16 protein-coding genes are annotated in these 19,764 nt (G+C 37.1%); 3 read left to right on the top strand and 13 right to left on the bottom strand.

Annotated features, from left to right (window positions below):
• Positions 1–199: 199 nt before the first annotated feature.
• The 4 genes from mdh to F8162_RS13285 form a co-directional block, all read right to left on the bottom strand.
• On the bottom strand, positions 200–1,138 hold the full coding sequence (gene mdh, locus F8162_RS13265; protein ID WP_151633315.1) for a malate dehydrogenase: 939 nt from the start codon (positions 1,136–1,138) through the stop codon (positions 200–202).
• A 19-nt stretch (positions 1,139–1,157) separates the two neighbouring features.
• Positions 1,158–2,450 (bottom strand): NADP-dependent isocitrate dehydrogenase, encoded by a 1,293-nt coding sequence (icd, locus tag F8162_RS13270; RefSeq protein ID WP_151633313.1) that lies wholly within the window; start codon positions 2,448–2,450, stop codon positions 1,158–1,160.
• Positions 2,451–2,610: 160 nt separating this feature from the next.
• A complete protein-coding gene (gene citZ, locus F8162_RS13275; RefSeq protein WP_192797615.1) occupies positions 2,611–3,759 on the bottom strand; it encodes a citrate synthase in 1,149 nt (382 codons plus the stop codon).
• A gap of 386 nt (positions 3,760–4,145) precedes the next feature.
• Positions 4,146–4,607, bottom strand: coding sequence for a DUF441 domain-containing protein (locus F8162_RS13285; RefSeq protein WP_000625511.1), 462 nt, complete (start codon positions 4,605–4,607; stop codon positions 4,146–4,148).
• Between the two features lie 522 nt (positions 4,608–5,129).
• Between F8162_RS13285 and ytvI the strand changes: the two genes are divergently transcribed.
• Complete coding sequence (gene ytvI / locus F8162_RS13290) at positions 5,130–6,248, top strand: sporulation integral membrane protein YtvI (RefSeq protein WP_151633309.1); 1,119 nt, start codon at positions 5,130–5,132, stop codon at positions 6,246–6,248.
• A gap of 599 nt (positions 6,249–6,847) precedes the next feature.
• On the opposite strand, the gene F8162_RS13295 is transcribed toward ytvI, so the two are convergent.
• From F8162_RS13295 to dnaE, 8 genes are all read right to left on the bottom strand, one after another.
• Positions 6,848–7,237, bottom strand: coding sequence for an FxsA family protein (locus F8162_RS13295; RefSeq protein ID WP_140970166.1), 390 nt, complete (start codon positions 7,235–7,237; stop codon positions 6,848–6,850).
• A 200-nt stretch (positions 7,238–7,437) separates the two neighbouring features.
• Complete coding sequence (gene pyk, locus F8162_RS13300) at positions 7,438–9,195, bottom strand: pyruvate kinase (RefSeq protein WP_151633307.1); 1,758 nt, start codon at positions 9,193–9,195, stop codon at positions 7,438–7,440.
• A 53-nt stretch (positions 9,196–9,248) separates the two neighbouring features.
• Positions 9,249–10,208: a 6-phosphofructokinase gene (gene pfkA / locus F8162_RS13305; protein ID WP_000821162.1), complete on the bottom strand. Its 960-nt coding sequence runs from the start codon at positions 10,206–10,208 to the stop codon at positions 9,249–9,251.
• Positions 10,209–10,336: 128 nt separating this feature from the next.
• Entirely contained in the window at positions 10,337–11,311 is a 975-nt protein-coding gene (accA, locus tag F8162_RS13310; RefSeq protein WP_000818786.1) for an acetyl-CoA carboxylase carboxyl transferase subunit alpha, read from the bottom strand.
• A complete protein-coding gene (accD, locus tag F8162_RS13315) occupies positions 11,299–12,168 on the bottom strand; it encodes an acetyl-CoA carboxylase, carboxyltransferase subunit beta (protein WP_000942872.1) in 870 nt (289 codons plus the stop codon). The genes accA and accD overlap by 13 nt, the downstream gene beginning before the upstream one ends.
• A gap of 185 nt (positions 12,169–12,353) precedes the next feature.
• On the bottom strand, positions 12,354–12,998 hold the full coding sequence (locus tag F8162_RS13320) for a FadR/GntR family transcriptional regulator (RefSeq protein ID WP_000204434.1): 645 nt from the start codon (positions 12,996–12,998) through the stop codon (positions 12,354–12,356).
• A 14-nt stretch (positions 12,999–13,012) separates the two neighbouring features.
• A complete protein-coding gene (locus F8162_RS13325; RefSeq protein WP_161796084.1) occupies positions 13,013–14,221 on the bottom strand; it encodes an NADP-dependent malic enzyme in 1,209 nt (402 codons plus the stop codon).
• A gap of 133 nt (positions 14,222–14,354) precedes the next feature.
• On the bottom strand, positions 14,355–17,681 hold the full coding sequence (gene dnaE, locus F8162_RS13330) for a DNA polymerase III subunit alpha (RefSeq protein ID WP_151633305.1): 3,327 nt from the start codon (positions 17,679–17,681) through the stop codon (positions 14,355–14,357).
• Positions 17,682–17,723: 42 nt separating this feature from the next.
• On the opposite strand from dnaE, the gene F8162_RS13335 reads away from it, so the two are divergent.
• A complete protein-coding gene (locus F8162_RS13335; protein WP_151633303.1) occupies positions 17,724–18,137 on the top strand; it encodes a YtrH family sporulation protein in 414 nt (137 codons plus the stop codon).
• A complete protein-coding gene (ytrI, locus tag F8162_RS13340) occupies positions 18,134–18,637 on the top strand; it encodes a sporulation membrane protein YtrI (RefSeq protein ID WP_151633301.1) in 504 nt (167 codons plus the stop codon). The genes F8162_RS13335 and ytrI overlap by 4 nt, the downstream gene beginning before the upstream one ends.
• Positions 18,638–18,803: 166 nt before the next feature.
• Here ytrI and F8162_RS13345 read toward each other — a convergent pair whose 3' ends face one another.
• Entirely contained in the window at positions 18,804–19,664 is an 861-nt protein-coding gene (locus F8162_RS13345; protein WP_192797617.1) for a two-component system sensor histidine kinase NtrB, read from the bottom strand.
• Positions 19,665–19,764: the final 100 nt, after the last annotated feature.

Raw genomic sequence — 19,764 nt, forward strand, 5'->3', positions numbered from 1 at the left:
TTTTTTCACCTTATTATCCTACTAGCAGCGATACCTGATCCAAATTTTACTATGATGAGGGAAATGTATAGTATAAATCTATAGTTTCATTATAGGATACACCAAATGATAGCGTTTTCATATTATTTCAAAAAAACATTTGCATATATAGTAGAAAAAGATTCGGGGCCCCGAATCTTTTTCCGCTTATATTTAATTATTAAACAAGAACCTTCATAACATTACGTACAGATTCTACAGAGCGATCTAACGCTTCTTTTTCATCTGCAAGAAGTTCTAATTCAATAATTTTTTCAATTCCGTTACCACCTAGAATTACTGGTACCCCTAAATAAAGGTCGCTATAACCATATTCACCTTCAAGGTACGCAATAGCCGGTAATACACGGCGTTGATCTTTTAAGATTGCTTCTGTCATTTCAACTAAAGAAGCAGCTGGTGCGTAATATGCACTACCGTTTCCTAATAAGCCTACAATCTCACCGCCACCTTTACGGGTACGTTCTACGATTGCTTCTAAACGCTCTTTCGGAATTAACGTTTCTAACGGAATGCCACCTGCATAAGAATAACGTACAAGAGGTACCATATCGTCACCGTGGCCACCCAGAACAAATCCTGTAATGTCTTTCACAGAAAGATTTAATTCTTGTGCAATAAATGTACGGAAACGAGCTGTATCTAATACGCCCGATTGACCGATAACACGCTCTTTCGGGAATCCTGCTTCTTTAAATACAGAATATGTCATTGCATCAACTGGATTTGTTAATACAACAATAACCGCATTTGGTGAATGTTTTGCAATGTCGCGCGTAATACTTTTCATAATTTTAGAGTTTGTTGCTACTAAGTCATCACGGCTCATACCAGGCTTACGCGCAATACCTGCTGTAATAACAACAACGTCAGAATCAGCCGTATCTGCGTAATCAGATGTTCCAATAATGTTAGCATCAAAACCTTGTACTGGGCTCGCTTCTAACATATCTAACGCTTTCCCTTTTGTTGGATTTTCCAGTTGTGGAATGTCCACTAATACAACATCTGCAAGTTCTTTTTGTGCTAATAAGAATGCTGTTGTTGCTCCTGTAAATCCTGCACCGATGACTGAAACTTTCTTGCGTTTGATTGTCATAATTTACCCCCCGCTTTAATTATGCGTTTTTGATTATCGCTACATCCATGTTTTTAATAAGTTCATTAGCGAACTCAGAACAGTTCACTTCTGTTGCACCTTCCATTAAGCGTGCGAAATCATAAGTTACTACTTTTGAAGCAATTGTTTTCTCAACTGAAGCAGTTACTAATTTCGCAGCTTCGTTCCATCCTAAGTGCTCTAATAATAATACACCAGAAAGAAGAACTGAAGATGGGTTTACTTTATCTAAACCTGCATATTTTGGAGCTGTACCATGTGTAGCTTCAAAGATAGCATGTCCAGTCACATAGTTAATGTTTGCACCAGGTGCAATACCAATTCCACCTACTTGTGCAGCAAGTGCATCAGAGATGTAGTCTCCGTTTAAGTTCATTGTTGCAACAACATCGAACTCACGTGGACGAGTTAAAATTTGTTGTAAGAAGATGTCTGCAATAGAATCTTTTACGATGATTTTTCCAGCCACTTCAGCATCTGCCATCGCTTTATTCGCTGCATCTTTACCATCTTTCTCAACGATACGGTCATATTCAGCCCAAGTAAATACTTTGTCGCCGAATTCTTGTTCCGCTACTTCGTAACCCCAGTTTTTGAAAGCACCTTCTGTAAATTTCATAATGTTTCCTTTATGAACTAATGTAACAGAAGAGCGTTTTTCATTAATTGCATATTGAATCGCAGCACGAACAAGACGCTTTGTCCCTTCTTCTGAGATTGGTTTAATACCAATACCAGATGTTTCTGGGAAGCGGATTTTATTAACACCCATTGCTTCTTTTAAGAAAGCAAGAACTTTTTCTGCTTCTGGAGATCCTTGTGCATATTCAATTCCAGCATAAATGTCTTCTGTATTCTCACGGAAAATAACCATATCAGTATCTTCCGGACGTTTTACAGGTGAAGGAACACCATCAAAATAACGAACTGGACGTAGACATACATATAAATCTAATTCTTGACGAAGTGCTACGTTTAGAGAACGAATACCACCGCCAACTGGAGTTGTAAGTGGACCTTTAATCGCGATTAAATATTCACGGATTAAATTTAAAGTTTCTTCTGGTAACCACTCGCCTGTTTGGTTGAATGCTTTTTCCCCTGCAAGCACTTCTTTCCAAACAATTTTCTTCTCACCATCATAAGCTTTTTCAACTGCTGCTTCTAGTACACGAGATGCAGCTGCCCAAATATCAGGACCAATTCCATCTCCTTCGATAAATGGAATAATCGGATTGTTTGGTACATTCATAACACCATTAGTTACAGTAATTTTTTCACCTGTCGTCAATGTGATAACCCCCATGTTTGAAATTTCATATGTATGAAACTGAGGGAATAACCCCTCAGTTCAAACCGTTATTCAAATTTAAATATTCTAATCATTACGTCTTTCCGAAAAAATCAGACTTTTGAAAGCGTATTTTCACTATCAAAATAGTGTTTTTCGCTTATCGTTGTGCAATTGGAACGTACACTTGATGTGTTGGTCCATTATAATCAGCACGTGGACGGATTAAACGGTTGTTTTCATATTGTTCTAGAATATGAGCTAACCAGCCTGACATACGGCTAATTGCAAAAATAGGTGTAAATAAGTCATGGTCAATTCCTAAGCAATGGTATACAGAAGCTGAATAGAAATCAACATTTGGTGGAAGACCTTTTTCTTTTGTTACAATGTCTTCAATTTTGATAGACATATTATACCATTTGTCTTCTCCTAAAAGCACGCATAATCTCTTGGACATTTCACGTAAATGTTTTGCACGTGGATCACCCTGCTCATATACACGGTGGCCAAAGCCCATGATTTTCACTTTATTTTGAAAAGCATTATGAATATATGATTCTACATTTTCTTCTTCGCCAATTTCCGTTAACATCTTCATTACATTTTCATTTGCCCCGCCGTGAAGAGGACCTTTTAACGCACCGATTGCTGCTGTAATACCAGAATATACATCTGAAAGTGTAGCTACACAAACGCGTGCAGTGAATGTAGAAGCGTTTAACTCATGATCTGCGTGAAGTACAAGCGCCTTATCAAAAGCTTCAATTTCAACTTCATTTGGCTCGCGATCATTTAACATGTACAAGAAGTTTGCAGCTAATGATAAATCGTTTCTAGGCTCAACAATATCTAAACCTTTACGAATTCTTGCATAAGCAGCAACTAAAGTTCCCACTTGAGCCTGCAATTTAACCGCTTTCAAATAGTTGGACTTCTCATCCATAATTTCAGCGCTCTCATCGTATAATGATAGCATGGAAATTGCAGTTCGTAAAACAGACATCGGATGTGCGATTTTTAAATCTACTTGTTTCAAATATGTTAAAATCTCACCTGGGACTTTATAGTATTCCGATACAGTCTCTTTAAATTTCGCTAGTTCTTGTTCATTAGGAAGCTTGCGATGCCATAATAAGTACACTACTTCTTCAAATGTAGCATTCTCAGCTAAATCATCAATATTATACCCAACATAAGTTAATGTATCATCAATAATAGAGCTCACAGATGATGTTGTTGCTACTACCCCTTCTAAACCTCGAATAACAGTCATGACATTCTCTCCTTTTCCTGAAAATTCTCCCAACCTTGCTCCTTATATCTATTTGCTCTCCTTTTGAATTATGAACGCCCGTTCACTCTTTAGGCAAGCAAAATGCACGATCATGCAAATCTGTTGCAATGTTCCCCTCTTATGTCCATTGTCTACATGGAGAGCATGAGCGTGAATGTCTCCCCGAATCCTCACGCTCAAAACAACAAGTTAGTGAGGAAAATGAATTCCGAAGAGTTTTATGATAAAAACAACATAAAACAATATCATTATAAAATTGTTTTATGTTGTTTTTATTTTATCTGGTGTAAAGTCTCTGCTGTTATGTAACTTTTCAAAGTTTCTAATCCTATTATAAACAATTATCTGACTTTTGTGAACAGAAAGAATTCAAAAATTTTATATTACTATAAAATTCCTTATTTAAACATCTGTATAATACTCATAACTGCATAGGCAATTCCAGCCCCAATTAATGGACCTACAGCAACTCCATTAAATAAAGCAACCGCTATAATTGTCCCGAAAACGAGCGCAGTTGTAATATGAGGATCCGTCGTCAATAATTGTACGCCGCCTTTCGCTAACAAAGCAACCGCTACCCCTGAAGCTAAAGCAATCCATGCATAATACGATTTGGCCGCTTCTCCAAGTTGTTTAAAACCTATTTCCCCCGTCGCAATCGGTACGAGTACTGCTATTGTAATAACCGTAACACCGAGGTTAATCCCTTTCGTTTGTAGATAAGGAAAGACTTTATCCCCTAGAAACGTAAACTTCAATAAAAATAACACACCAATAGCTACAGTAAGCGATTGGTTTTTAGCAACAAGTCCGATAATAAGTAGTATGAATAAAAATAACGTTGACTGACTAATCATGTTTGCACTTCCTTTCTGAAAATAATGAACTCATTTCCAAACAAAAATACCTTTAAACCTATCGTTATACATGCTATATCGATGCCTATTCAACATAAAGCACTTCATTTTTTTATGTATTTTAAAATGACAAACTGAGACTTTTACCATCAAATTTTAAGCATGTATACATTTTAAAAAACGATCGTCTCTCCTTTCTTTTCTAATAAGAAACAGGTAAAATAAAAAGAAGAGAAAATGAAGTTTTTACCATATAGTAGAAGCATCAACACCAAGCTTTCCCAGTCACTCACGTACTGAAAAAGCAGGAAAAATCCATCATTCCACTATAACATAAAGTTCAACTAATCGGGCTTTTACGGGCAGTTTATCTCCATCTAACTCCTTTGATCCAGCCGCACTTTGGGTAGGAGATTTACTGCCCGTTAATGCGGGGTAAAGTGAAACTTTAATCAGTGGGGCACACTCGTTATAAGTTGAACGAATTAGGATAATCCAAATTGGAATGGGAGGTATACATCTTTGAATCGAAACTTACTATATATGATATTGCGACTCATATTTGTCATTGTAGCGACGGTAGCCGGGTTCTATGCATTACTATATTTGTCAGGACTTATCTACCCTTTTATTATCGCTTTCGCATTTGCTTATTTGATTAATCCTGTCGTCAATTTCCTTAATCAAAAACTACAATTTCCTCGCGCACTCGCAGTACTCGTTAGCTTAATTCTCGTATTCGGAGCTATCGTCGGACTCGTTACATACCTTGTAACCGAAGCAATATCTGCCACAACATACTTACTACAACTTGTTACAGTAAAGTTTCCGGATATCGTTGCATTCGCTCAGCAATTTGCACTTAATCATATTATGCCTCTCTATGATGATTTAATTTCTAAATTTAATCATCTTGGGGAACCACAGCGCTATACGATTACACAAAACATTCAAAACTTAGGAACAGAAGCAACGACGCAAATGAAAGAACTTTTAACTGCTATTATAAGCGGGTTAACAAATTTCATTAGTGCATTACCAACAACTTTAACTGTCCTTGTATTCGTTTTATTAGCCACTTTCTTCATTAGTTACGATTGGCACCGTCTTGCTCAGAAAGTAAGAAAATTTTTGCCCAATCGTGTTCATGGCTATGGAAAAACGATTTTTGTCGATTTAAGAAAAGCTTTATTTGGTTTTGTTAAAGCGCAACTTACACTCGTATCTATGACAACTGTTATTGTACTAATCGGACTTTTAATATTACGCGTACCATATGCCATTACTATCGCGATTATTACAGGGGTTGTAGATTTACTCCCGTATTTAGGAACAGGCGCCGTCTTCGTTCCTTGGGTTATATACGTATTTTTCACTGGTGACACCGCTTTCGCCATCGGTCTTCTCATCTTATACATCGTCGTGATTGTCCAAAGACAAATTATGGAGCCTAAAGTACTTTCCTCTAATATCGGTCTTGATCCATTAGCAACACTGATCGCTCTATTTGTCGGCTTTAAGCTTTTTGGCTTTTTAGGATTAATTATCGGTCCAGTCATCTTAGTACTACTTAATACATTGCACAAAGCTCGTGTATTTCATGATTTGTGGAAATATATTAAAGGCTCACCTTCAAAATAATAGTTTCTATTTCATATACAACAAAAAACTTACATGTAATCAGTGGGAAATTCCCACTGATTATTCCTTGTACTTATTTTTCACACTCATTACATGCAACGAGAGGATTTCCCTAAAAAAAGGATAATCCTCTTGTTTTTTGCATAGAAAATGTATATTCCGAAGTATTTTTACATATTTATTCTATTATTTTTATAATTATTACTTACATTTATTGCTTTTTATGTAAATGAATAAATATACAAAAACATAGAATTAGACTTAAACTAAGCTTTTTACTACTCTCATTTAACTTTTTCACACTAATTAATTCTTTTCACACACAAAAACAAGCTTAAGTTCAGAAATTTTCTCTTAAAATACATTCATTAAGAGCTAATAACTCCTCCTATCACATATCCAATCGAAAAATACACAACAAATAAAACTTTAACTTAAGGATTTTGTCCCCACTCATTATTAATCTTCACCAATCAGACTTTTATCGACAGTCCGATCCCCCTTCACACTCACCAGATTTTAATCAACAACCCTTTCACCATCCCTTCACCCTTTTGTAGACAAAAAAAAATAGCACTTAGATCGCTATAATCTAAGCACTATTTCTGCACAATAATAGTAGAGTTCTTTCTAAACTTCCATTCCATCCACTTCATAACAAATGGCTTCAACAAAGCCCTCGTCATAGGGATAACAAAGATAAAACCCATTATATCCGTTACATATCCAGGAAGTACTAAAAGAATACCTCCTACAAAGATAAAAATACCATCCAGCACTGCCCCTCCTGGCATCTCTCCTCTATTCAACTTAGATTGAATCTCTCCAAGTACTTTAAATCCTTGCCTTTTCGCCAAATAAACACCTACAACACCCGTAAATACAATCATAGCGAACGTAGACCATAAACCTATTACATGACTCGATCCAATTAAGACCGTAATCTCAATCGCCGGTATTAAAATAAACAAGAATAGTAACCACTTCATAGTTCTACACTCCTCTCACATACCATCACTTTAAACATCCTCACAACGCCCATATACACCACATAAAAGCCGAATGCATTTCACATCAAACTTCATAATAAACAGCTTATAAAAGCAATTTCAGACGTCTCAAGCTAGCTAGTTTCACCTCATTTTGTGTAAAAAAAAGAGAAGGACTCCGATCCTTCTCTCCGTATTACTTATAGCACTTCCGCATGTCCATTATAAACAATTCCGCGTGCTGCATCAACTGTTACTTCTTGGCCACTTTTTAAAGTTGCTGTTACGCCGTTTACACCAACGATAACAGGAATACCGATTGATACACCTACAACAGCCGCGTGGCTTGTTAGACCGCCTTCTTCTACAACTAGAGCAGCAGCTTTTTCAATTGCAGGAATCATATCTTTATCAGTGCTTGTTGTAACAAGGATATCACCTTTGTTTACGTTCGCTACAGCTTCAGCAGCTGTTTTCGCTACAACTACTTTACCTTTTGCAGCTTTACGACCGATCCCTTGTCCCTTCGCAACTTCTTCACCAACAACATGGATTTTCATTAAGTTTGTTGTACCAGTTTCAGCAACCGGTACACCAGCAGTGATTACTACAGTGTCTCCAAGTCCGATTAGACCTGCATCCATACCTGTTTGAATTGCAGTATCTAACATTTCGTCAGTAGACGCTGCACGTTTTCCAGCCATAAATGCTTGTACACCCCAAACAAGTGCAAGACGACGTCCTACTTGCTCGTCAGATGTTACAGCTACGATTGGAGATTTTGGACGGTATTTAGAGATCATTTTTGCAGTATGTCCACTTTCTGTTGGAGCTACGATTGCAGCTACATCAAGAGCAAGTGCTGTATGCGCAACAGATTGGCTAATTGCATCTGTAATTGTTGGAGTGAACTCTTTAATACGTTTTTTGAACATATCTTCATATTGTAATGATTTTTCAACACGTACTGCAATGTTAGCCATCATTGTTACTGCTTCTACTGGGTATTGACCAGCAGCTGTTTCACCTGAAAGCATGATTGCATCTGTACCATCGAAGATTGCGTTAGCTACGTCACTTGCTTCCGCACGAGTCGGACGTGGGTTACGTTGCATAGAATCTAACATTTGTGTCGCAGTAATAACTGGTTTACCTAACACGTTACATTTTTTGATTAGACGTTTTTGTACTAATGGTACTTCTTCTGGTGGAATTTCTACACCCATATCACCACGAGCTACCATTAAACCGTCAGAAACTTCTAAGATTGAATCGATGTTATCGATACCCTCTTGGTTTTCGATTTTTGGTACGATTTGGATGTATTGAGCGTCATGCCCTTCTAATAATTCACGGATTTCTAATACGTCAGACGCTTTACGTACGAATGAAGCTGCAATGAAATCAACTTTTTGCTCGATACCGAAAACGATATCTTTTACGTCTTTTTCAGTGATACCAGGAAGCTTAATGCTTACGTTTGGTACGTTAACACCTTTTTTATTTTTTACAGTTCCGCTGTTTAAAACTTTTGTACGGATGTTTCCATCAGCTTTTTCGATTACTTCTAGTTCGATAAGACCGTCATCGATTAGAATACGAGAACCTGGGTCTACATCGTCATAAAGACCAGCATAAGATACAGAGAACTTCTCTGCAGTACCTAATACTTGCTCAGTAGAAAGAACTACTTCCGCACCTGTTACAAGCTCAGCTTGTCCGTCTACGAAGTCGTGAGTACGGATTTCTGGACCTTTTGTATCAAGTAAAATACCAACTGTTTTACCAGTTTTCTTTGAAGCTTCACGAATGTTTTTAATACGAGCGCCGTGCTCTTCATGGCTACCATGAGAGAAGTTTAAACGAGCAACGTTCATACCTGCTTCGATTAATTGCTCTAATTTCTCAATACTTTCACTAGCAGGACCTATAGTACATACAATTTTAGTTTTACGCATATTGCACCTCCGAAAATTATGAAACCGTTCCCAAATAAAAGACATTAAGCCGATTAGATGGATAATTCTTTAGATAATTGATACATATCTTTATCGATTGTATGCTTTTGAGCTAACGCTTCGATAATATCATGATCAACAAGTTTATTATCTTGAATACCTACACAACGTCCACCTCTACCAGCAATTAATAATTCAACTGCTCTCGCGCCAAGACGACTTGCTAATACACGGTCTTGTGCACTTGGTGATCCACCACGTTGTACGTGACCTAATACAGTTACACGCGTATCAAAGTTTGTTGCTTCTTCAATATGCTTACCGATGTCAATTGCACTTCCAACACCTTCAGCCACAATGATAATACTGTGTTTTTTACCACGTTCACTACCGCGCTTTAGACGAGCAATAACATCTTCCATGTCATACTCTTCTTCTGGAATTAAGATTGTTTCGGCACCATCAGCTAAACCAGCCCATAATGCGATATCTCCAGCATGACGTCCCATTACTTCGATAACATATGTACGTTCATGAGATGTAGCTGTGTCACGAATTTTATCAATTGCATCAATAACAGTATTTAAAGCTGTATCGAAACCAATTGTGAAGTCTGTTCCAGGAATATCATTGTCGATTGTACCTGGTACACCAACACATGGGAATCCTTGTTCAGTTAATTTTTTAGCACCTTGGTAAGAACCATCTCCACCAATAACAACAAGTCCTTCGATACCGTGTTTCTTTAATTGCTCGATACCTTTTAGTCGTACTTCTGGATCTTTAAACTCAGGACATCTTGCTGTATATAATTTTGTACCACCACGGTGGATAATATCGCCAACAGAACCAAGTTCTAATTTTTCAATATGACCAGAAATTAAACCAGCGTATCCATGGTAAATACCATATACTTCAATATCATGGAAAATCGCTTTACGAACAACTGCACGAATGGCAGCATTCATACCAGGTGAATCTCCACCACTTGTTAATACACCAATACGTTTCATTTGTACTCACCTCATAAAGATTATTTGCCTTATAATAAAATAACACGAAAAAATATAAAAACACAATGGAGAAGATGTGTCTTTTCATAATAAAAACGTGCATTCGCGAAGAGGAACGCACGCTTTTATTATTTTATCCCAATGGAAGCGTTTGAAAACGAAACTTGCCCAATTTTCATATATTTTTCATAACGTTTTTCGATTAATTCATCTTTCGAAATTCCGCTTAATTGTTCAAAAGTTTTCTTAAGCATTAAATCTATATTTTCTGATTGTTTTAAAATGTTACGATGTGCTCCGCCCTTTGCCTCTGGAATAATTTCGTCAATTACACCTAATTCTTTCAAATCTAATGCTGTAATTTTCATCGCTTCTGCAGCTTCTTTTGCTTTACCAGCGTCTTTCCAAAGAATTGCCGCCGCACCCTCTGGTGTAATAACAGAATACGTGGAATTTTCCAGCATATGAATGTAATCTCCTACTCCAAGACCTAACGCACCACCACTACCACCTTCACCGATAACAATACAAATAACAGGTACAGTTAAACCCGCCATTTCAAATAAATTACGGGCAATCGCCTCACTTTGACCACGTTCTTCAGCAGCTTTACCAGGATAAGCTCCTTTCGTATCAATAAAACAAATAATAGGACGATTAAACTTTTCCGCCTGTTTCATTAGACGCAGTGCTTTTCGATATCCTTCTGGATGAGGCATCCCAAAATTACGGCGAATATTTTCCTTCGTATCTTTCCCGCGTTGATGCCCAATTACAGTTACAGGCATTCCTTTATATTTCGCAATGCCGCCGACAATCGCTGCATCATCGCCAAATAGACGATCTCCATGACATTCAAAAAAATTAGTAAATAAGTGCTCAATATAATCGAGCGTTGTCGGTCGTTCTGCATGACGAGCAATTTGAACACGGTCCCATACTTTCATATTGCCGTATATATCTTCCTCTAATTTTTCTAGCTTGTCTTCCAAAATACGAATCTCCTCACTGAAGTCCATCTGGCTGTTTTTCGTATAGTCTTTCAGTTCACGAATCTTATTTCTTAGCTCAACAACTGGTTTCTCAAATTCTAGCTCTGCCATACAGCCATTTCCCCTCCTTGATGAACTTCTAAAATCTTACGGAGCGATTCTCTCATATCATCACGATGCACCACTGCATCTAATTGACCGTGCTCTAATAAAAATTCTGCCGTTTGGAAATCCTCCGGTAGTTTTTCACGCACTGTTTGTTCAATTACACGTCTACCAGCAAATCCGATAAGTGCACCTGGCTCTGCAAGATTGTAATCACCAAGTGAAGCGAAACTCGCTGAAACCCCGCCCGTCGTTGGGTGAGTCATAACAGAAATAAATAACCCTCCTGCATTACTATGCTTTTTCAAAGCTACGCTTGTTTTTGCCATTTGCATTAAACTTAATATCCCTTCTTGCATACGGGCACCACCCGAAGCAGTAAAGATAATAAATGGAACCTGTAAGTCGTATGCTTTTTCAACTGCACGGGCAATTTTCTCTCCTACAACAGAGCCCATGCTGCCCATTCGAAAACGAGAATCCATTACTGCAACAACAACAAGCATGTCATCAATTGTTCCTTCACCAGTTACAACCGCTTCGTTCAATTCAGTCTTCTTACGATCGCTCTCTAGTTTCTCTTCGTATCCTGGAAACTCGAGTGGATTTAATGAAACCATTTCTTTGTCATACTCACGGAATGACCCTTCGTCCAATATACTATCAAGACGTTCCCACGCATTCATAGGATGATGATATCCACAATTCACACATACTTTTAAATTTTTTAGAACCTCTTTCGTATACATGATTTTTTTACATTTCGGACATTTTGTCATAACGCCATCCGGTACATCTTTTCGTACTTGTTCTGAAGGTATTGCAGCGTACTTTTTCTTTTTCACGAATAAATCTCTTAGCACAATTTGACCCCCTTCGTTGAGAGCTAAGGTTAACGTAAGAAGAAAATTGGGCTAACACCAAAGTTTGATGTTAGCCTTATCTTCTCAATCTGTCTAATAACCTCACTCTTTACGTTTAACTTTAACCGCTATGCGATAGAATGTTTGTCATAACGTGTCATGGTCATTTCGACAAATTTTATACATTACGAGTGAAACTGTATATTCTCTACTAATTCATCGTAAATTTTTAGTGCATCATTTTCTTGTTTTTCTTCCAAAGTAGCATAAAGCTTTCTATACATATCGATAGAATCTCCTGAAACTTCACAAGAAAGAGTTGATACGTAATCATTTACGATCATCCAAATACGATATAGTAAATAATTATCGACTTGTTCAATAAGTGTTTTAAAGAACGTTTGATGAAGCATCGGAATTGAGTTTTCATTTTCTTCAAGCACTTGATTTAATTTTCTTAGCACTTTAGAAAACGTTTCTTTCGGTAAATTACATACAATTCGAATCATATCTTTCTCAAGCAATCGTTTTGTTTGTAATAAATCACGAATTGTTTTCTCATCTTGCAGCAAGAACGGCGCAATCAATTGTACAAGACCGTTATCGTAAAAGTTTCGAATAAACGTCCCTTCACCACGTCTCGTTTCAATCAATCCTACCAGCTCTAAAGCACGCAATGCTTCTCTTACAGAGGAACGTCCTACGTTTAAACGTGAACTTAACTCACGCTCAGACGGCAGGCGATCCCCCGCTACCAATCCATCTTCTTCCATAATGGAACGGATTTTTTTTACAATTTCGAGATATACTTTTGTATTTGATGATGTCAATGGAAATTCCTCGCTTATTCTTTACCAATCAGCGCTAATTGTTTTGTTTTCTCAGCAATCTCATTTGGGTCTACTTGACGGCGAGCTACTCCTGTCTCCATTGCAGCTTTCGCAACGTAAGCTGCCACTTGAGGCGCTACACGCGCGTCAAACGGTGCCGGAATGATATAGTCTGCATTCAACTCATCTTCTGCTACAAGCTCAGCAATAGCCTGTACAGCTGCCATCTTCATTTCTTCGTTAATTTGTGTCGCATGTACGTCAAGTGCACCACGGAAAATACCAGGGAACGCTAGTACATTATTTACTTGGTTTGCGAAGTCAGAACGACCCGTTCCAACAACAGCTGCGCCCGCTGCTTTTGCCAATTCTGGCATAATTTCTGGAACTGGATTCGCCATTGCAAAAATAATTGCATCGTCATTCATTGTACGAACCATCTCTTCTGTTAATGCACCTTCTGCAGATACACCAATGAATACGTCCGCACCTTGTACAACATCAGCTAAAGAACCTTCGATACGATTCTTATTTGTATATTTTGCAACTTCATCCTTCACCGGATTCATGCCTGTAGGACGACCATCATAGATTGCCCCTTTACGGTCACACATAATAATGTCGCGTACACCATAGCGATATAAAAGTTTAATAATTGCAATACCTGCTGCACCTGCGCCATTTGCGACAACTTTAATGTCAGACATTTTCTTTCCAACTAATTTTAGCGCGTTCACAAGACCTGCTACTGTTACGATAGCTGTTCCGTGTTGATCATCATGGAAGATAGGAATATTTGTTTCTTTTTTCAAACGTTCTTCAATAATGAAGCAGTTTGGTGCTGCGATATCCTCTAAGTTAACGCCGCCAAAAGTTGGCTCCATTAATTTTACAGTTTCAACAATTTTATCTACATCGTTTGTATTTAAGGCAATCGGGAATGCATCTACACCAGCAAAGCTCTTGAATAATACAGCTTTACCTTCCATCACTGGAAGAGATGCTTCAGGTCCAATGTTACCAAGACCGAGTACAGCCGTGCCATCTGTCACAACTGCTACCATATTTCCCTTCATCGTATATTCATATACCTTACTTTTATCGTCATAAATTTCTTTACAAGGTTCTGCAACCCCTGGAGAATATGCAAGACTTAAATCTTTTGCATTTTCTACTTTTACTTTTGATACAGTTTCTAATTTTCCTTGATGCACTTTATGCATGTGAAGTGCTTCTTCACGAAGTGTTGACAAACTATCCACTCTCCTCAAATTATTCTAGCTGATATCAATTTCTCCAAGTGGTCTGACCACGAACACTACTACTATAATAATCGAAGTGTAGGGAAATTGTCCATTATATTTTCACAACCACATTTTCTTCCCCGACAATTTCACGAAGTGCTCCTAAACATTCTTCACTTGGATGAATCGATAAACTTCGAGATAATTGTACCATTTTATGTTCCTTTTCATAATAAATTAGTACTTTCGCAAAACCTGAATAGTCAAACAACATTTTAGTAACCTGATTTAAAAGCTTTTTCTCATACTGAGACGGCAATTTCACGTAAACAGATGCGTCTTTCTTTTCTTCATACACATCCATTTCTTCTAGTGGATATAGTCCGTTTACAATCCATTGTAACTTATGATTTCTTAGCTCAATCATACCGTCAACTAAAACAATTGCTCCTTCTTGTAACTTATCTGAGAAATGTATATACGTTTCAGGGAACAGAACTGCTTCCATTTCATCATTTTGATCACAAAATGTAATAAACGCCATCTTTTGCAACTTTTTCGTACGAATCACTCTCACGCTTGTTATATACACGATAGCCCGTTGTACTTTTTTCTTATGTCGCATTGCCTGAGCAAGAGATGGAATTTCTAATTCTTTCGCTAACTTCACATACTGCGCTGTCGGATAGCTTGATAAATAAAAACCTAGTGCTTCCTTCTCTTTATTTAACTGTTCAATGAAAGAGAGCTCTTCTCCTTGTACGTATTTTGATTTTGGAACAGCATCTCCTAAATCACGTGCAAGATTTGCGTACTCTAACGCTCCTTTAAGGCTTTTCCATAAATTCGTTCTCGAAACACCAAAATCGTCAAAACACCCAGACCAGACGAACGCCTCTAGATTTCGCTCTGTTACAAACTTTGATGGCATGCGAAGACAAAATTCAAATAAATCTTCAAACATTTTTTTCTCTCGTTCTTCTAACAAAGCTGTCACTGTAGCCATTCCGATGTTTCGAATTGAAAGTAAGCTGTAACGTATCGCATTACCTTCTATTTGGAAATTGTAACCACTTCTCTGAAGAGACGGCGGCAATACGTGAAAACCTTTCCGCTTCGTTTCTCGTATATACTGCACAATCTTATCTTCATTTCCAATTGCACTTGATAATAATGCTGTCATAAATTCCAGCGTATAATTCGCTTTTAAGTAAGCAAGCTGATATCCAATCATACTGTAGGCTACAGCGTGACTTCGGTTAAAACCGTAATCCGCAAATCTTACAATTAAATCGTAAATTTTCTCTGCGGATGTCTCATCATAACCATTTTGCAAACAACCTTGTACAAAATGCTTACGCTCCTGATCTAAAATATCACGATTTTTTTTACTCACTGCACGGCGTAATAAATCTGCTTCTCCGAGCGAGAATCCCGCCAACTTCGACGCAATTTGCATAATTTGTTCTTGGTATACAATTACACCGTATGTTCTTTCTAAAATCGGTTTTAAATCCGGGTGTAAATATTCAATTTTTCTTTTTCCATGCTTTGATTCAATAAAGGTTGGAATTTGTTCCATTGGTCCTGGTCTATATAACGAGTTAACAGCGACAATATCTTCAAATTCATTCGGTTTTAACCCGCGAAGTACATTTCGCATACCACCTGATTCAAGCTGGAATACACCTGTTGTATCCCCTCTCCCTAACAATTGGAACGTCTTTTCATCTTGAAGTGGTAAATTTCTTAAATCAATTTGTGTCCCCGTCTTTTTCACGATAAACTTTATAATATTTTCAAGTAACGTTAAATTACGTAATCCTAAAAAGTCCATCTTTAACAAACCAAGTTCTTCTAATGCATCCGCTGGATATTGCGTAACATACACATCGTTATGCCCTTCTTGAATCGCAACACTTCCTGTTAATGGCTCTTGACTCATAATAACGCCAGCTGCATGAATAGACGTATGACGCGGTAAGCCTTCTACACGTTTTGCAATTTCAAACACACGCTCATGTAACAGATTCCCTTGTATGAACTCACGGAGTGATTGCGATTCCTCATATGCATCTTTTAACGTTATACCAAGCTTTGATGGGATAAGTTTTGAAAAGATGTCAATATCTCGCGGCGGAAGCCCCATTACACGAGCAATATCTCTAATTGCCGCTTTCGCTGCAAGCGTCCCAAACGTTACAATTTGAGCAACACGAAGCTGACCATATTTATCTTTCACATATCGAATCATCTCATCACGTCTTATATCGGGAAAATCGATATCTATATCTGGAAGTGTCACACGTTCGGGGTTTAAAAATCTTTCAAATAATAGATCATATTCAATCGGATCAATATCTGTAATTTCTAATACGTAAGAAACGAGTGAGCCAGCTGCCGATCCACGTCCTGGTCCTGTTAAAATATGATTTTCATGCGCATACTTCATAAAATCCCATACGATGAGAAAATAATCACTAAACCCCATACTAGAAATAACGTTTAATTCATGATTCAAACGCTGTATATGTACTTCTTTCGGCGTACCATATCTTTTCTGCAACCCTTCTTCACAAACGCGGCGTAAATACATATCATTCGTCTCGTTAGCCGGAACAGGAAATTTCGGTAGTTGATTTATATGAAACGGTATTTCCACTCTGCAACGTTCTGCAATTTCTACTGTGTTATAGATCGCTTCTTCTAAGTGAGAAAATAGTGCGTCCATTTCATCTGATGATTTTAAATAATATTGATCCGTTTTCAACCTCGGTCTATCTGGATCAGTCATTTTCGTTCCACTTTCAACAGATAATAAGCACTCATGAACAAGTGCGTCACTTTGATTGATGTAGCGTACATCGTTTGTTGCAACGACTGGAACATTTATCCTACTCATAAATGCAGGTAATTTCTCTTGCAGGAGCAGTTCATCTTGAATCGCATGATGCTGCAAACTCATATAAAAATTGCCGAACATACTTTGGTACATGCGAGCTACTTCTTCAGCCTGACTCTCTTTGTCTTCTAATAATAACTGTTCAATTTCCCCATCTTTACCTGGTGAAATAGCAATTAATCCTTTCGCATAATGGGCGAGCCACTTTTTCGGAATCCCTTCTTTTGACTTCGTCATAATGCTACTAGAAATCTTTAATAAATTTTGATAGCCTATTTCATTTTCAGCAAGTAAAACAAGCGGATAAGATTTTTCGTCTTCTTCACTAAAAATAGAAGCTGTTAAGCCAATAATAGGCTGTATACCATGTTTCTTACATGCTTTATAAAACGGAATAACGCCATACATAACATTTTCATCAGTAATAGCGAGTGATGAAAAACCAAGTTCTTTCGCCCTGACTACAAGCTCATCAATTTTACAAGCACTTTTTAATAAACTAAAAACGGTTTGACATTGTAAATGCACAAACTTCACTGTTGTACCCTCTCTTTACCAATTTGACTACTTTTATTATAGGTGATGAGGAAAGCGGAAATCAAAACATACTTCTTATACTTTGTCCATATATATGAAGAAGAAAGGGGAATGACGATGGATGTAAGAGAACACACTTTTTTCTCTCTGCTTATTATTAGTTATTTTATTGCCTTTGGAGTGATACTCGGTGGTTCATTAATTGGCGGCTTTGGTGCATTTCTTATCGGAAAACCAACTCTCACTTACATTAATCAATTCGCCCAAAATTTAAGAATTTGGGCACTCGTTGCAGCAATTGGCGGAACATTTGATACTTTTTATAGCTTTGAAAGAAGCTTCTTTGGCGGAGATATGAAAGATATCGTAAAACAAATTCTCCTTATTCTTTTCGCAACGGGTGGTATGCAAACAGGTCTTATTATTATTAAATGGCTAACGCAGGAACATGCATGAGAGTACCAAGTGCCAATACAGCAAAAAGATGGTATTTAGTTTTAGCTGGTGCTGCTGTTGGAGGTGTATTGAGCTGGTTTATTTTTTTGTACATATACGGTGTTTTTCAAGAAGAACAAGCTATTAAAATAGCAGAACAAAAAGAAATTATTGAAAAACAAGAAGCAAAGCTCCACGTCCTTCTCGAAGATCAAGAAAAATTGAACACTGAAAATAAACGGCTCTTAACCATTCAAGAGATTAAAATAAAAATAATAAATCGAGAAAAATACGATTTAGACAATCTTACACTAGAAAATATGACTACTTCTATCCATAATGACCTCCAGCATCTTTTAACGAAAAACATTCAAAGTATCGCCAAAAATAAAGACCTGCTCAAAAAGGTAATCGAAAACAAGACGTACAAACATTACGATCGTCTATATCGTTTTAAAGTCGATACAATATCTTTTGATACCGTGCTTGAAATTAGCATTGCTATAGAAAAAGAAAAATAAAACCTCTCCACCTTATCGACATACATAATTCGATAGATGGAGGGGCTTTTTATTTTATTATCGTCATAACGTTTCTGCCTAATATGAAAGTTCCGCTAGATATTACAATGTACTCCGACGTTCTCTTTGTATCATTAACTCTACTAGTACGTTTCAAACATTCGACCTATTCAGAACGATTCAAATATATATCAAACCTTGTCCCTACCCCCACTTCACTCTCAACCTCTATCTTCCCGTTATGATTGTGTATAATCTCTCTACATAAAGCCATACCTAATCCCGTTCCCTCCTCTTTCGTTGTGAAGAAAGGAGTGTACAAATTTAATAGAACTGCGTCATCCATTCCTTTTCCATTATCATTTATACTAATCTTGATATATTCATTTTTTTGAATTACCTTTATACAAATATACCCTTCATTCTTATTGGGACTGTCTTCAATCGCTTCAACACTATTTTTAAGTAAATTGAGGAATACTTGCTTTATCTCTTGAGAATCCATCTGCGTAGCACAATTCGAATCCACTTGTTCAAGATTTATAGAGATTTTAATATTTCTTAATAAAGCTTCACTTTGTATCAGTGCATCAATTTCTGCAAAGAACTGTTTTAAATATACTTTCTTCTTTGAGGATTCGTTGAATTTTGCAGCGGTTAAAAAATTTTCAATAATATGATTCGCACGATTTACTTCAGAAATAACCATCTCCGCATAATCCTTTTTGTCGATTCTCTCCAAATCTTTATGTAATAATTGCATAAAACCTTTTATAATCGTTAAAGGATTTCTTACTTCATGAGCAATTCCAGCAGCGAACCTGCCTACTAAACATAATCTTTCTTGATGAAAAATAATATTTTTCAAATGAGCGATTTGCTCTTCAGCTTCTTGATATTTTTTTTGTATGCTTTCTACTTGGGGAGATATGTGGTCTGGAAATGATGATGTTTTATCCTTAAATGAGGTGGTTTTGTTCAGAGTATTATTTTTCCTTCGAAATCGATGCCTAAAATTATGACGCATATACATTCCCCCATCAAATTAATAGTTCAAAGTGAGTGTTGATGTGTATTTGTGAGCTTCTCCACCATTAAAACATAAAAAAAGACGATGTTGGGATTTT

Source organism: Bacillus sp. CH140a_4T, assembly GCF_008923725.1.
Classification (GTDB): domain Bacteria; phylum Bacillota; class Bacilli; order Bacillales; family Bacillaceae_G; genus Bacillus_A.